We start from the raw sequence: 13,273 nt of genomic DNA, 5'->3' as shown, positions 1-13,273 counted from the left end.
GGGGCGCCCTTGCGCTATGGAGGTCGAGGCATGAAGTCGTCCACGCTCCTGCAGATCGTCTTCATCGTGGCCGCGGCCATCGCCGTCTTTGGCTTCGTCACGGCCGCGAAGAACGATCAGGTCCGCGCGAGCTGCACCGCGATGTGTGGCCTCAACCCCGCGTACGCCGGCCGCGATCGGCTCGCGCCCGACTTCGAGCTGCCCGACCTCGACGGCAAACCCGTCCGGCTCTCGTCCTTCCGCGGCAAGGTCGTCTTCCTGAACTTTTGGACCGAGACGTGTGGCCCCTGCAAAGAGGAAATGCCCTCGCTCGCCACGCTCGCGCGCGTGCTGCGCGGCCGCAAGGACATGGTCCTCCTGACCGTCACGATCGACGAGGACCGCACGAAGGTGCGTGACCTCCTGCGCGTGCTGCTCGACGGTGACGCGCCCTTCCCCGTGCTCTTCGACACGGACTCGAAGATCGTCGCTGACCGCTACGGCACGAAGCTTTTCCCCGAGACCTGGCTCATCGACAAGAACGGCATCATCCGCGCCCGCTTCGACGGCGCGCGCGACTGGTCCGAGGCGAGCGCCGTCGAGATCGGCGAGATGCTCAAGAAGCCCTCGGGCGCGGTCCTCGACTTCGGCTGCCCCGTCGACTTCCTCCAGGGCGTGCCGCGCGGCAAACACGCGTCCCTGTGCATGGACGACTCCTGAAGCTACATTGGCGCCCGCGATGACCTCTCGCAGGCCAGACGGAGACGGAGAACCGAGCGCCCCCGACGAACGCGTCATCGCCGCGCGCCTTGCGCTGCTCGAAGGCGTGGGCGCGGAGATCGCCGCCTCGTTCCCCGGCATCACGCGGCTCGGCGGGCAGGTCGTCGCCGCGCTCTACCTCGCCGACAGCCCGCGCTCGATGGACGAGCTCTCGATGGAGCTCGGCCGATCGAAGAGCAACATCTTCGCGAACCTGCGCGGCCTCGAAGCGGCGGGCATCATCGAGCGCCGCCGCGAGTCCGGCGCGCGGCACGACTCGTACACGCTTCGGGGCAAGTACCCCGACGTGATCATCGGCGCCTACCTCGCGCGCCTGCGCCGCGTCGTGCAGGACAAACGCGCCCTCTCGCGCCGCGCCCTCGGCCTGCTCGGCGACGCGCAGGGCGACGAGGCGAACGCGCTCCGCAAGCGGCTCGACGACCTCTCGCGCAAGTACGATCTCTTCGCCGAGCTGATGGACCGCTACGTGCCGAACACGGACGGCCCGGTGGACCTCGAGCGGCTCATCGCCCTGATCCCCGAGCCCGTCCTGCGCGCGCTCATGACGGCCGTGAAGGCCGCGTTCTCCGTGGCCGACACGATCGCCACGCACCACGAAGAGGCGCTCCGCCGCACGAGCCGCAAGCGCTGATCTCCTCCCCTCTCCCGCGAGGGAGAGGGGCTGGCGGTGAAGGCGTCGTTCAGCCCGTCGCTTGCTCGAGCTCGAGCATCCGCTCGATCCGATCCCGCACGATCCGCGCCGTCGCCATCCGTTCGAGCTCGCCCGCGTCCGCCGGCGCGAGCTTGCACGCGAGCGTCCGCGCGTCCGCCACCGGCGCTGCTCCCTCCGCGAGCCACACGACGGCGTGCGGGTTCACGAGCGCCTCGTCGAGCTTCAGGATCGACGGTGTTTCCAGGCCGATCTCCGCGAGCACCGCCGGCACCTCGGCGGGCAGCGGCGAGACCTCGCCGGAGGTCGCGGCCACCGCGTCTGTATGACCGAGCGCGCGCGCCACCGCGGCGCCGAGAGCCGCGAGCGCGCCGCCTGTGGCGTCGGCGAAGCAGAGCGGCCGATGGGGCTTTGTGGTCACGAGGGATCCGCCTAGTTCGTGTTCAGCTCGACGCGCAAGAGCTTGCGGCCGATGAAGAGGTAGTCGCCGTGCCCGAGCTCGCGCTCGCTCTTGATGCGCACGTACGTGCCGTTGCGGCTGTTCAGATCGGTCAGCGAGAAGCGCCCGCTGCTCTCCTCGATCCGGCAGTGCGAGCCCGACATGTAGAGGTCGCCCGGGAAGTTCAGGTCGCCGCCTTCGCGCCCGATCTGCAGCGACGAACCCCGCGCGCACACCGTCATGCCGACCGCGCCGCCCTGGAGGATCTGCGTGAGCCGGAAGGGGCTCGGATGCTTCGGCGACGAATAAAAGTACGTGCCGTCCGGGTCCTGCCCGTCGGAGGGCTTGGGGCTCGAATCGAGGCGGAAGAGCTGCTCGCCGGCGAGGAACGTGTCGCTCGGGACGATGTCGACGGTGCCGCGCACGCGGATGTAGACGCCGTTCAGCGAGCCCTCGTCGCGCACGACGAGCTTGCCGTCTCGGTAGAAGAAGTTCGCGTGTTTCGGAGAGACGAACGGATCGTCGGGGAAGACGAGCTGACCGTTGCGGCCGACGATGTGCTGCTCGGCCTTGAGGTGGAAGCTCAGGCCGTCCATGCCTTCGCCGCGGATCAGGATGAGCTTCGCCTTCGCCGGGTTCTGCATGTCCCCGAAGAAGAGCGTCTGCGCGTTCATGATCTCGAGCGGAACGGCAGTCCCGCACCTCCCGCAGAACTTGTGGCCCGAGGGGACGCCGCTCGAGCAGGAACGGCAGACGTAGTTACGGGCTTGCTCCATGAGCTCCTCCTGCGATAGGTCCGCGAACTCGCTTCGTGCTGGGGTTTTTTGCGCGGGAACGGCGCCCGCCGCGGGGACGCGGCGAGGTCCCACGGAGGTCGCTGCGGCGGGCAGCGGCGTCGCGGGGCGATGCAGCGGCGGCGCAGGCGTCGTCGCGGGACGGGCCGACACGGCCGGACGCACGGGCGCCGGCGGCAGCGGCGTCGGCAGGACGGATTGCCGGCTCCCGAACAGGGCCAGATCGTTGTCGCACGCCGTGCAGCTCGCGGCGCCCATGGGGCTCCACGTGTCGCACTGACCGCAAACGATGCCTATCTCGTGCTGCTCGTTGCCCAACGTCGTTCCTCGGGGACACCCGGTTCTAAACGGCGATCGAGAGGAGGGTCAAGCAAACAAGGATCCGAACGAGCGTGTCATCGGATCACCGTCATCCGGGCGTCCGCGTCGCCCCAGCCGTTCTTGCCGACGAACCGGAAGACCACGCGCTCCTTGCACGTGGCGCGCTCCAGCGTACCGAACTCGCGGGAATCGTCGTAGAGGTCGATGTTGTCGCTGAGCAGATAGACCATGCCCTCGCCCACCTCGGCCTTGAAGGTCGAGGGGCTCGTCTTGGACTTCGTCTGCCCGCGGTAATGCCACCCCCCGCCCATCTCCACGACGCCACACTCGAGCTCGACCTCGGCCTCGGTGTTCGGGTGCAGCGTTTGGTACTTGCGCGCCGGGCACGCCTGGACGGTGTTGTAGCGCTTGCCGTTGACCTCGACGCTCCGCGCGGTGATCTCGATCTTGTCGCCCTCGACGCCGATGATGCGGCCGACCACGTACTGGGTCGGATCCTCGGGGTCCTTGCAACGGACGAGATCCCCGAAGCCCGGCGTGCCTCGGGTCAAGAGGAGCACGAAGTCCCCGCCGTCGAGCGTCGGCGCGACCGACGCCGAGAGACGGAGCGTCGTCGGCACGGCCCAGGTCTTGAAGAGCAGCACCCTGAGGAGCCCGAAGACCACCACGAGGGCGAGGACGGTGTAGCCGAGCGCTTTGCCGAATTTCTGCATCGGAGCGCAGATCGTATCGCAGGTGCGGCCGGGCGGGCGAGCATCCGGCGGGGCGGGCTGCGCCGCGCGCGCCGCTCAGCGCTGGCAGCTTCGGAAGGGCGGCAGCTCGCTCGGGCTCGTCCCGTTCGCGATTTCCTTGGCGGCGCTGAAGAGCTCACGCCACGCGTCGAGCCGCACGAAGATCGAGGGCGCCGCCGTCGCGTCGTCGCCATCCATCACGGAGGCCGAGACCACGCCGACCACGTCTTGCCGGTTCGCGCTGTAGGCCGGTCCGCCCGAATCGCCGGGGCAAACCGAGGCGACCGCGATGAAATCGCCGCTGCGCACCTTGCCGATCGGCCCGCCCACGCGCTCGATGCGATGGATCGGCCCACGCGAGAGCGCGCACCTTCCAAACCCGATCGGGTAAATCGACTCGTTTTGCGTGGGCGCCTCCTCGATGCGCGGGCTCAGCGTGGGCACGCCGACGAGCTTCCGCGAGAGGACGAGGATCGCGATGTCGCCTTCGCCTGACACGTAACCGCAATCCGGGCTCACGATCGCGCGCACTTTCACCTCGCCCCAGGGCAGGTCGTCGCCGCCGAGCTCGATGGTGAGGCTCTCCGGATCCTTGTCGCGGTTATGCACCGTCCCGTCGGCGTCGCGCTCCGAGACGCAGTGGTGCGCCGTGAGCACGAGGTCCTCCGCGATGAGCGTGCCCGTGCACGTCACGTCCCCCACGATCCGCACGACCGCGTTGACCTTGTTCTCGATGTCGAGGTCCACGGGCGGCTGGAAGATGAAGGGGCGCTCCTCGGCCTGACCGTGCGACGCGGGGGTCGCGATCGGGCGCTTGGTGGGCTGGCCGCAGCCGACGAGGAGGGAGGTGGAGACGAAGACGGTCGCCCAAGGCAGGCCACTCGAAAGGCGGGCGCCGAGGGAGGAAGGCGGGGAGGAGCGGGGCTCGCGTCGATTCAGCACGCTGGCGATGGCCTCCCGCGTACGCATCGTCGGTGGGTTCCAGTCATCGCTTCCTGAGACGAACCAGAAAAAGAATCGTGACATGGCGGCGCCGATGGGGCATCCGACAACGCCGCCCGATTTTCCTTGGGTGCGTCTTACGTCACGTGACGGACGCGCCCCCGGGCGGCTTCAACGCATCGCGACAAGACCGACCTTCTGCGTCGAACGCTCGTACGCAGCCCGGACGGCGGCGGGATCCGTCCTGGGGTCCTCGACGCCCGCGGCCACGACTTCATGGAGAAACGCGGCCTGGCGGCGGGCCTTCGCGACCTGCCAGGAGCTGCACGCGACCGCGTCGGTGTCGCAGGCGTCGAGCGCGCCCTCGACGGCCGCGAGGGCCTTCCGCGCCTGCCCGCGGTGGAAAAGGGCGCGGGCCGCGACGTCGGCGACGCGGGGATCGAGCTGAAGGGCGCGGGGGGCCTTGTCGATGACGGCGCTCGCGAGGCCGGGCTGGCCACGGTCGACGTACGCCGAGGCGAGGGCCACGACGGAGTCGACGGTGGGCGAGAGCGCGGCGGCCGATTCGAGGGCGGCCATGTCGACGGGGGTCTCGGAGGCCTGGATGGTGTCGGCGGCCAGGAGGCGCTTTTCGTGGGTCCCGGGGCCGATGCCCAGGGCGAAAGCGATGCCTGCGAGGAGGATGCCGTTCATGAAGAGGAGGCCCGAGCGCATGGTCCAACCGACAGCGCTCGGGCGAGAGGGTTCCCGCGTTTCGAACAATCCGGACGCGTGTCCGGGGCTGCCTGGGTCAGAGGGCCGCGCCGAGCCCGAAGCTCATGAAATCGCCGGCGCGAATGCTGACGCGCGCGAGCTCCTCCGTGTCGCCCGAGACGCGGGTGTACTCGAAGAAGAGGTGCACGCCGGGGACGCTGAAGTCGTCGCGGTCTTTCCTCTGGCGGAAGGACACGAACAACGACGCCCGGAACTTGTGCTCGCCGAAGCCCTCGTCTTCGAGGCCATCCGTCCGGCCGCCGAAGACGTTGCTCGCGGTCTCCGGGATCCAGCGGTACGTCGCCTCGGCGTCGATGTAGTGCGGCACGATCGTGAAGGCGATGCGCGGCTTCAAGTACCCATACCCGTGGGCGTTGAAGCCGCCGCCGACCGCGAGGCTCGCGCGCAGGTGGCGGAACGAAATCGGCTGCACGACGAGGCCCAGGTTCGCGCCGAAGCCGCCGAAGTACGATTTGAAGAGCGGGAACCCGATCGTGATGTCCCCCTCCATGCCGCCCATGCCCCCGAAGAGCGTGGGCAGCGGGAGGATACACGCCGCGATCGTGAGAGCACCCGTGCCGGCGATCGGCGGGTCCTGCTCGTTCTCCTCGAAATCGAACACGGAGCGCGGCGTGTAGACGATCGCCACGCTGCCGAAGTGGTTCGTGCCGAGGCCGTAGCTCTGCAAGACGTCGTCCGAGGAGGACTCGTCCCGCGGGCTCCAATCGTCGGCCCGGGCCACGCCGGGCGCGAGGGCGAGCGCGGCGAAGACGAACAACGAGGCGGCGAGCGGGCGGGGCATTCGTGTGCACAAGACCATGGCTAAAACCTCGCCCCCGCCGTGGCGACATACCCGAACTGGCCCGTCCACGGCCGCGCCGTCTCCACGCCCACCGAGAGGTGCAGCCGCCAGAGCATCGCATTCACCGAGATCGTGAGCGGAATCGGCCTTACCGGGTCCACGCGCATGCGGCGCCCGTCCACCTCGCGCGTCTCGATCTCGTCGTCCGCGAGCAGGCCGAAGTCGAGCCCGCGGAAGTTCAGGTCGACCGCCGCCTGGGCGTAGAACGGGCCCCAGGGGACGATGAAGCGGACCGGGATCCCGACGTACTTCTCCTCGACGAGGATGTCCTTGCCGGGGACGATCGCGCTGACGTCGCCGAAGCCGAACCCGCCCTCGAGGATGAATCGTTTCCCCGTGTAGACGGTGAAGAGGAAGTTCATTCGATACCCGCGGGCGTCGCCGAGGTCCGAGCCGAACCACTTGCGGGTGAAGACGTCGAGCTCGAAGGATTGCTGGCGATAGGCGATGAGGCCCTTGGCGCCCTCCCCGGCGGCCTCGAGGGCGGCCTCGCGTTCTGCGGCGCTCCTGCTGGAGGTCGCGGTGTACGTGGTGGTGGTGACCCGCTCGGTTTCGCCGCGGTTGTTCGTGCGCAGATAGGACGAGGTCGAGACGCTGGTGGAGTCCGGCATGCTCGCCGCGGTGGCGCCGAGCAGATAAAAGATGCCGCCGACCACGAAGCCGGAGATGAAGCCGCCCCGCTCGACGAAGCGGTACCCGGTGACGAGCGGATTGCCCTGGCCGAGGGAAGAGCCGAACATACCGCCGCCGCCGCGGATGCTGGCCCCCACGGTGTACCCCGGCCACCGAAAGCCGCTGTAGGCGTGTGACTGCACCTGGAACTTCGTCAGCTCCGGGGCGGGCGTGGGCTTGGGGGCGATGGGCGCGGGTGGGGGCGGCGGTGGCGTCGGCTCGGTCGGTGATGGCGTTGACTCGGTCGGCGGTGGCGTCGGCTCGGTCGGCGGCGGCGTCGACTCGGTCGGCGGTGGCGTCGACTCGGTCGGCGGTGGCGTCGAACCGGTCGGTGGTGGCGTCGAACCGGTCGGTGGAGGTTGTGCGCCCGATGCTCCCGAAGGCGTCGGCGTGTTTGGAGAAGGCGTCGGCGACGTCGGGGTGCCCTGCGCAGCCACCCCCGGCGCCGCGAGCACCACGAGCCAAGCCGCCGGGAACCACAGGAGATGTTGACGGAAAGAGGACATCGGCCAGGACTTCGAAAAAAGTCCCAGCACTGTAACCGAAGTTGTCATTCGGACGGAAGCCCGAAGTGGAAACCAGCCGCGTCGACCACGTCGTCGATACCGGCTCTTCCTGGCCGCTTACCTAAACAAGGTCTTGCTCGGGGCTGATCTCTTCGAGGTCGATGTCCTTCACGTCGAGCCCAAAGGCATCTGCATGCTGCTGCATGAGCGAGACCACCTCGTGCATCGCCATGAGACGCCCGAGAGCAAAGCCACGGTCTGCTTCGGAGGCCGAGAGAGCCTCCTTCTTCGCTCGGAGTGCCATCTCTTTGAGCAGCCCGCCGAGGTCCCGAAGGTAGAGAGACTCTGTGGATGAACTCATTGCCCAGCTTCTCACTTGCTGTTGACCAACGCTTGCTGCCGGCCGGGCGGGGACACGCTGGGGGGCAGTCGTTCCACACACAAGAAAAGAACATTGCTCGTTGGCAACCTCCACCAAGTGCTCCGGGATCTCGATCGAGTGTCCGTCCCCGAATTCAAGGAGATAGAGAGTCGTCCCGATCGCGCAGCCGAACGGCTTGGCTTGATCGCCGTTTTCGACCTCCCGCATGCCGCAAACGGCCGCCAGACGCCCGGGAAGCATCTCGTGCGGAGCGTTGCTCTTGATCCGAACCGTGTCTCCCCAAGTAGGCCGCTGCATAGCTCCTCTTCTTGGTTGATCGGCAGCCACGGTGTGACCCCGGCCTTCCTACGGTGACGGAGGCGTGTTCGACGGAGTGCTCGACGGGCCGCCGCTCGGGGCGTCTGGAGAGGCTTGTTGCGGTGAAGGAACGGGATGGCTCATCGGTTCGGCCTGTCGAACGCATACGCGACCTCGACTACGGTCGGCAACTTGGTTTGGCGCGCATCGGCCGTTCGGAGAGCCGAGGTCCTCGACGCACTCCTCGTCCGAGAGGCAGGACCGGCAACGGCCGTCCAGGCACACCCCATCACACCGGACCCTCCTGGGATTCGCGCCAGGCGCCGTCCGCCCGTCGATACATCGCTGCCCGTACCGCTCATAATACGTCCAGATGGCGGCACACCGCCCGCGATCACAGAACCCGTCGCCGCACTCGTCATCCTTCGTGCAATCACGCTGTGGCACGTTCTGCGACCAAGCGCGGGGAAAAAAGGGCGGGCTGATCCCATCGGGGGCGTAGGAGCGACGCTCGCTCGCGATCGCATGATCGAGCGGGGTGAAGACGTCGGGCGGCGGGATGGCCGCTGCCGAGCTGATTGCGGAGGGTGTGGGTTGCGCAGGATGCTCGACGCGCCCGCCCGCGGGCGCGTCACTGCTGGGTGAGCTGCAAGCGAGGCCAAACAGGCAGAGCCCCGCGACGTGCAAAACGTTCATCGTGTTCATGGCAACACGCACGCCGGATTGTTCTTGGTTCCAGGGCCTCCGAGATAGAAGAGACGATCTCCAAGGATGCTGCCGTCGTTGAAGTCCGAGTGATCGTAGCAAAGCGGCTTCTTCGTCAACGGGCGGATCACCATGTTCTCCGCAGGCTCGATGGCCACGTACGAACTCAAGAATACAGGATTACGCACGTAGGCCGTGTTCGACGTATCGTTGATATTGGGGAACTTCCCGCTGCCCATCTCCGTCGCGGGCCAGGCCATGGGCGTCTTCGGCTTGAACCGGGCGACTTCGCCGTACCAGTCCGCGCGGCACGCCTCGCTGTTGAGCGACTTGAACAATTTCGCCGGATAATGCCCCAGGATGTGCCCCTGGTATGCGATCCACCAGTTGCCGAACAGATCCTGGTAGATGGCGAGGAGATGCTCGACCTGCTTCCCGCCGATCTCCGAGACCTCCACGTTTTCCCCGGGATAATGAAGATGGGGCAACTTGTTTGGAACGAAATTACCATCCTTGTGGTCCCACGTGTACTCGAGTTTCCCGGTGCTCGGGTTCGTTACGGCATACTCGACGTGCAGCCGCGCGTGGTTGTCCGTGAGCGTCGTATTGTTCTTGCCAAAGCCGTTCACCTTGTCGATGGAGATGACCACGCCGACCACCTCCTGCAGCGGGCCCTCGGCCGGGCAGCCGACGGCGAACTCGATGAGGCTGAAGCTGCCCGGCTGCACGTCCGGACGAAACTGGTTCATGAAGCCGCCCACGCCGCGGTTCGGGACGTCGACGGAGACCCCGGCGTGGATGTGCTCACTGCCGGCGGGCGCCCCGCCCAGTTGGTAGCGGTCGAGGTAGTCCAGGAGCGAGGTGGCGTCGGTCTCGCCGAGGACGTAGGGCCAGAAGCTCGGCCGGGTCATGGGCGTGGCCGTCTCTGCGAGGGCCCAAAGCTCAGGGACCTGCTCCAGCTCGCTCACGCCGAGCTCCACGCCCGGCGGCAGCGTCAGCTCCTCCGGCGAGAACGGCAACACCGGTGGCTCGTACGGAAGGTCCGGGAGCATGCTCCGGTCGAGGAAATCGACGATATCGCCCGACGGGAGCTCGTAGGAATCAACGATGCTGGCGCCCTGGTAGATCACCTCCAAGATGTACCCCTCGACCTCGGCTTGTCGCGCTTTCGCGGCGTCGTCGAGCACGGGCTCGTCCTCGCTCGGCGCAGGCGTGCCGCCCCCCGGCGGCTTCGGCGTCGGCAGCGTGGGGCGCTCCTCGTTCCCCTCCTCGTCGAGGGGACCGAAGCGAATCACGCACCCGCTGAGGAGGTGCGTGATCAGGACAATCGAAACCGCCTCCAAGAGCTGGGTACTTCGCATCTTCCGAGAATACGTGGGTAACGGCGTGGGGATCAACACCACTGGCTCGGAAGGCTTGGGCGGGGCAGCGTCTCTGACACACGTGGTCCGAGGGCGGCATCGAGGAGGCCGCCCTCGGCTTCGGCGAAGCCGCGGGCAGCATCGCACCACCCTGCCCGCGGCTTCGTGAAGCTTGCACGCGGCAGCATGCAAGCCGCCGACGGCCTCCCAAACCCCGCCCGCAGCCTCCCAAACCCTGCCCGCGGCCTCCCAAACCCCGCCCGCGGCCTCGCGGAAGCCGCGTACGGCATTGTAGACCCTGCCCGCGACATCGATCGACCCCGCCCGCGGCACCCGGAACGCCGCGCACGACCTCCCAGACCCCGCCCGCGGCCCCCGGAACATCGCGCGCGGCCCCCAGAACGCCGCGGGCAACCTCGCCGACCCCGCCCGCGGCCTCCCCCTCCCCGCGAGCAGGATCCTGCCCCTTCCCCCTACGAATAAATCCGCCGTGCACATCGTCCACACCTTGCTCGCGCCGTTGCGCGTGGAGTTGCAATGCACCCGTTCCCCCCGGTTTCGGGGAGGAGATCCCATCATGCCGAATCCCTTGGAGCCTGTCGCGCTCGACACGCTCGTCCATGATTGCACCGCGTTCGCGCCCTTCCTCGTCGATCTGCCGCCGCGCGCCCGGTTGGGGATGTGCTCGGAACAAGAAGGTTTCCCCGAGGTCGTCTCCGAGATCCTCACGAACCAGGCCCTCCTCGGCGACAAAGCCGGCATCACGAAATCCGATATCGAGGCCTTCCAGGAGTCGAACCACCGCGTCGGGATGATCGACGCGCATTTGCCCGCCCTGAAGAAGCTCGTCGAAATGATGGAAGAGACGCGGGCGCTCGAGGACGACAAAAGGCAGCGGCAGGTGAACGCGTTCGCCGATTCGATCGAGCGCCGCGCGAAGACGACGAACGATAAACACCTGCTCGCGAAATACGAGAAGACGCGGACCTACCGGTCGGCCATCGCGAAGAAGGGCGTCAAGACGCGGACGAAGAGCGCCAAGGCGGACGCTGCCGAGGACGCAGACGCGAAGGCCCAGGGCTGACGCTCGGCCGCTCGACGACCCCGCCCCCCTCCCCTCTCCCTCCTGCCTGAACCTCCCCTCACTCCATCGGAAGCACGACCAGGTCGTCCCGATGGATCACCACGATCTCCTCCCCTTCCTCCTCGCGCTTCTGCCCCGCCACGCGCGCCGCGTCGGACTGCGAGAGGCGGCAGAGGCCACGCGCGATCTCCCGGCCGTCCGGGTCGACGACGGAGACGGCGTCTCCCGGCTGGAACATGCCGCGGACGCCGAGCACGCCCACCGCGAGGATGCTGCGGTTCTTGGCGCAAATGGCCTCGGCGGCGCCCCGATCGACGAGGATCACGCCACGCGGCCGCAAGGTGTAGGCGATCCAGTGCTTGCGGGCGCCGAGGCGCTGGTGGACGGCCGGGAAAAAGGTGCCGACGTCCTCGCCCGCGACGACGCGGCCGAGGATGCCCGGTTCGCGGGCGTGCGCGATGACGACGTGCGCCCCGGCGAGCGTCGCCCGGCGCGCCGCCTCGACCTTGCTCGTCATGCCGCCCGTGCCGACACCCGAGGTCGAGCCGCCCGCGAGCGGGCGCGCCTCGGCGGCGATGCTGCGGACGATCGGGACGCGACGGCCGTCGGCGTCGAGCAAGCCCTCGACGTCGGAGAGCAGGAGCAAGAGGTCGGCGTCGACGAGCGGCGCGACCATGCTGGCGAGCTGGTCGTTGTCGCCGAACTTGATCTCCTCGACGGCGACGGCGTCGTTTTCGTTGATGATCGGGACGCACCCGGCTTCGAGGAGCGCGCCGAGGGCGCCGCGCGCGTTGTTCGTCCGGGCGCGGTCGGCGAGATCGGCGTGGGTCAGCAGGACCTGGGCGACGGGGATGCCGACCTTGTCGAAGGCCTCTTCGTAGCGCTGCATCAGGATGCTCTGGCCGGCGGCGGCCGCGGCCTGGAGCCAGGCGATGTCCTTGGGGCGGCTCTTCAAGCCGAGTTTCTGGATGCCGTGGGCGATCGCGCCGCTCGACACGATGACGACGCTGCGCCCGCCGCCGCGCCCGGCGCGCTGGCCACGGTAGGCGGCGACGTCCTGGGCCAGGCGGTCCCAGGCGTCGCCGGTGAGGCTCTTCGAGCCGATCTTGAGGATGGCGCGCCGGGTTTTTCCGAGGACGGCGCGCGGGTGGGACGAGGAGACCGCCTCGCGCTCAACCATCGTGGCTCACGACCTCGTCGAAGGCGGCCTCGAGGCGCCGCTCGACGTAACTCGGCAGCGAGGCGCCCGTGAGGATGGCGGAGTCCATCCAGCGGGTGAACTCGTCGCGCAGATCCTCGACGGTGTCCGGCAAGGTGATCGGGGTCGGGCGGAGCATCGGGGAGAAGGCGTGCAGGAAGGCGCGATCGATGGTCTCGCGGATCTTGCGGGCCTCCTCGGCGTGGATGCGGACGGCGCCGGAGCGGCGCACCTGCGTGACGTAGCGGTCGAAGAGGTGGCCAAAGGCGAACACTTCGAGGGCGCGGGCGACGTTCGTGATCGCGCCGAGCGGGCCGAGGCCACGCTTCAGGATGGCGAAGCCGATGACCTCGGCGGCCCTGCGCGCGATGGCGCGGCCGGCGTTCTGTTCGCTTTCGACGCTGGCGAGCAGCGCGCGGGCATCCGAGGTGAGGCTGATGCCGTGGCGCGTGGCCGTGTCATGGGCGAGGGCGCCGCGCAGGCGCGTGACGATGCGGTCCGGGAGGATGGGCAGCGGGATGGCGAGCGCGCCCATGGCCGCCGCGGAGAGCACGGCGAGGCGGCCGGACGGCGCGGGCGTCGCCACGGGGACCGCGACGGTGCTCTGGCTCTGAGGGCGCACGGCAGGGGCGGGGGTCGTCATGGGAGCCGACCGTACCGAGCGTGAGGCGTCGGGGCAAGCCCTGCCGCGCGCTGCGCGTGGCGAGATCGCCTGGCGACCGTCTTCCTTGATTTGGACGATCACGAATGGATCATGGACGACCGAAAATGGACGACGTCACGTCGTCGCGGTACGGTCTCGGGGCATGATGTTCGTC

14 protein-coding genes are annotated in these 13,273 nt (G+C 68.4%); 3 read left to right on the top strand and 11 right to left on the bottom strand.

The window, feature by feature from the left end:
* Positions 1–30 precede the first annotated feature (30 nt).
* Positions 31–699 carry a TlpA family protein disulfide reductase gene (locus E8A74_RS00430; RefSeq protein ID WP_136926874.1) on the top strand — a complete coding sequence of 223 codons (669 nt, stop codon included), beginning with the start codon at positions 31–33 and terminating at the stop codon, positions 697–699.
* Positions 700–718: 19 nt separating this feature from the next.
* Positions 719–1,390, top strand: a complete 672-nt coding sequence (locus tag E8A74_RS00425; protein WP_136926873.1) for a GbsR/MarR family transcriptional regulator — start codon at positions 719–721, stop codon at positions 1,388–1,390.
* A 49-nt stretch (positions 1,391–1,439) separates the two neighbouring features.
* Here E8A74_RS00425 and E8A74_RS00420 read toward each other — a convergent pair whose 3' ends face one another.
* The 9 genes from E8A74_RS00420 to E8A74_RS00380 form a co-directional block, all read right to left on the bottom strand.
* On the bottom strand, positions 1,440–1,829 hold the full coding sequence (locus E8A74_RS00420) for a hypothetical protein (RefSeq protein ID WP_136926872.1): 390 nt from the start codon (positions 1,827–1,829) through the stop codon (positions 1,440–1,442).
* 11 nt (positions 1,830–1,840) lie between these two features.
* On the bottom strand, positions 1,841–2,959 hold the full coding sequence (locus E8A74_RS00415) for an FHA domain-containing protein (protein ID WP_136926871.1): 1,119 nt from the start codon (positions 2,957–2,959) through the stop codon (positions 1,841–1,843).
* A 77-nt stretch (positions 2,960–3,036) separates the two neighbouring features.
* Positions 3,037–3,675 (bottom strand): signal peptidase I, encoded by a 639-nt coding sequence (gene lepB, locus E8A74_RS00410; protein WP_136926870.1) that lies wholly within the window; start codon positions 3,673–3,675, stop codon positions 3,037–3,039.
* A 75-nt stretch (positions 3,676–3,750) separates the two neighbouring features.
* Positions 3,751–4,662, bottom strand: coding sequence for a trypsin-like serine peptidase (locus E8A74_RS00405; RefSeq protein WP_136926869.1), 912 nt, complete (start codon positions 4,660–4,662; stop codon positions 3,751–3,753).
* Between the two features lie 144 nt (positions 4,663–4,806).
* A complete protein-coding gene (locus tag E8A74_RS00400) occupies positions 4,807–5,349 on the bottom strand; it encodes a hypothetical protein (protein WP_136926868.1) in 543 nt (180 codons plus the stop codon).
* Positions 5,350–5,425: 76 nt separating this feature from the next.
* A complete protein-coding gene (locus E8A74_RS00395; RefSeq protein ID WP_170228758.1) occupies positions 5,426–6,190 on the bottom strand; it encodes a hypothetical protein in 765 nt (254 codons plus the stop codon).
* 20 nt (positions 6,191–6,210) lie between these two features.
* Entirely contained in the window at positions 6,211–7,065 is an 855-nt protein-coding gene (locus E8A74_RS00390) for a hypothetical protein (protein WP_136926866.1), read from the bottom strand.
* 484 nt (positions 7,066–7,549) lie between these two features.
* The gene (locus E8A74_RS00385; protein ID WP_136926865.1) at positions 7,550–8,017 is read right to left on the bottom strand and encodes a hypothetical protein; all 468 of its coding nucleotides are present in this window, start codon (positions 8,015–8,017) and stop codon (positions 7,550–7,552) included.
* A gap of 791 nt (positions 8,018–8,808) precedes the next feature.
* Positions 8,809–10,173 carry a neprosin family prolyl endopeptidase gene (locus E8A74_RS00380; protein ID WP_136926864.1) on the bottom strand — a complete coding sequence of 455 codons (1,365 nt, stop codon included), beginning with the start codon at positions 10,171–10,173 and terminating at the stop codon, positions 8,809–8,811.
* A gap of 577 nt (positions 10,174–10,750) precedes the next feature.
* On the opposite strand from E8A74_RS00380, the gene E8A74_RS00375 reads away from it, so the two are divergent.
* On the top strand, positions 10,751–11,257 hold the full coding sequence (locus E8A74_RS00375; protein ID WP_136926863.1) for a hypothetical protein: 507 nt from the start codon (positions 10,751–10,753) through the stop codon (positions 11,255–11,257).
* Positions 11,258–11,315: 58 nt separating this feature from the next.
* On the opposite strand, the gene proB is transcribed toward E8A74_RS00375, so the two are convergent.
* Positions 11,316–12,437, bottom strand: a complete 1,122-nt coding sequence (proB, locus tag E8A74_RS00370; protein ID WP_136926862.1) for a glutamate 5-kinase — start codon at positions 12,435–12,437, stop codon at positions 11,316–11,318.
* Positions 12,430–13,098: a hypothetical protein gene (locus E8A74_RS00365; protein WP_232379297.1), complete on the bottom strand. Its 669-nt coding sequence runs from the start codon at positions 13,096–13,098 to the stop codon at positions 12,430–12,432. The genes proB and E8A74_RS00365 overlap by 8 nt, the downstream gene beginning before the upstream one ends.
* Positions 13,099–13,273: the final 175 nt, after the last annotated feature.

Origin of the sequence: Polyangium fumosum (assembly GCF_005144585.1) — a bacterium.
GTDB lineage: Bacteria > Myxococcota_A > Polyangia > Polyangiales > Polyangiaceae > Polyangium > Polyangium fumosum.
This window is presented reverse-complemented; position numbering and strand designations above follow the sequence as displayed.

Coding starts and splice junctions, on each gene's coding strand:
- E8A74_RS00395 (WP_170228758.1), bottom strand. CDS start 6,190: ATGCCCCGCCCGCTCGCCGCCTCGTTGTTCGTCTTCGCCGCGCTCGCC.
- E8A74_RS00365 (WP_232379297.1), bottom strand. CDS start 13,098: ATGACGACCCCCGCCCCTGCCGTGCGCCCTCAGAGCCAGAGCACCGTC.
- E8A74_RS00375 (WP_136926863.1), top strand. CDS start 10,751: ATGCCGAATCCCTTGGAGCCTGTCGCGCTCGACACGCTCGTCCATGAT.
- E8A74_RS00400 (WP_136926868.1), bottom strand. CDS start 5,349: ATGCGCTCGGGCCTCCTCTTCATGAACGGCATCCTCCTCGCAGGCATC.
- lepB (WP_136926870.1), bottom strand. CDS start 3,675: ATGCAGAAATTCGGCAAAGCGCTCGGCTACACCGTCCTCGCCCTCGTG.
- E8A74_RS00380 (WP_136926864.1), bottom strand. CDS start 10,173: ATGCGAAGTACCCAGCTCTTGGAGGCGGTTTCGATTGTCCTGATCACG.
- E8A74_RS00425 (WP_136926873.1), top strand. CDS start 719: ATGACCTCTCGCAGGCCAGACGGAGACGGAGAACCGAGCGCCCCCGAC.
- E8A74_RS00385 (WP_136926865.1), bottom strand. CDS start 8,017: ATGCGGGAGGTCGAAAACGGCGATCAAGCCAAGCCGTTCGGCTGCGCG.
- proB (WP_136926862.1), bottom strand. CDS start 12,437: ATGGTTGAGCGCGAGGCGGTCTCCTCGTCCCACCCGCGCGCCGTCCTC.
- E8A74_RS00430 (WP_136926874.1), top strand. CDS start 31: ATGAAGTCGTCCACGCTCCTGCAGATCGTCTTCATCGTGGCCGCGGCC.
- E8A74_RS00405 (WP_136926869.1), bottom strand. CDS start 4,662: ATGCGTACGCGGGAGGCCATCGCCAGCGTGCTGAATCGACGCGAGCCC.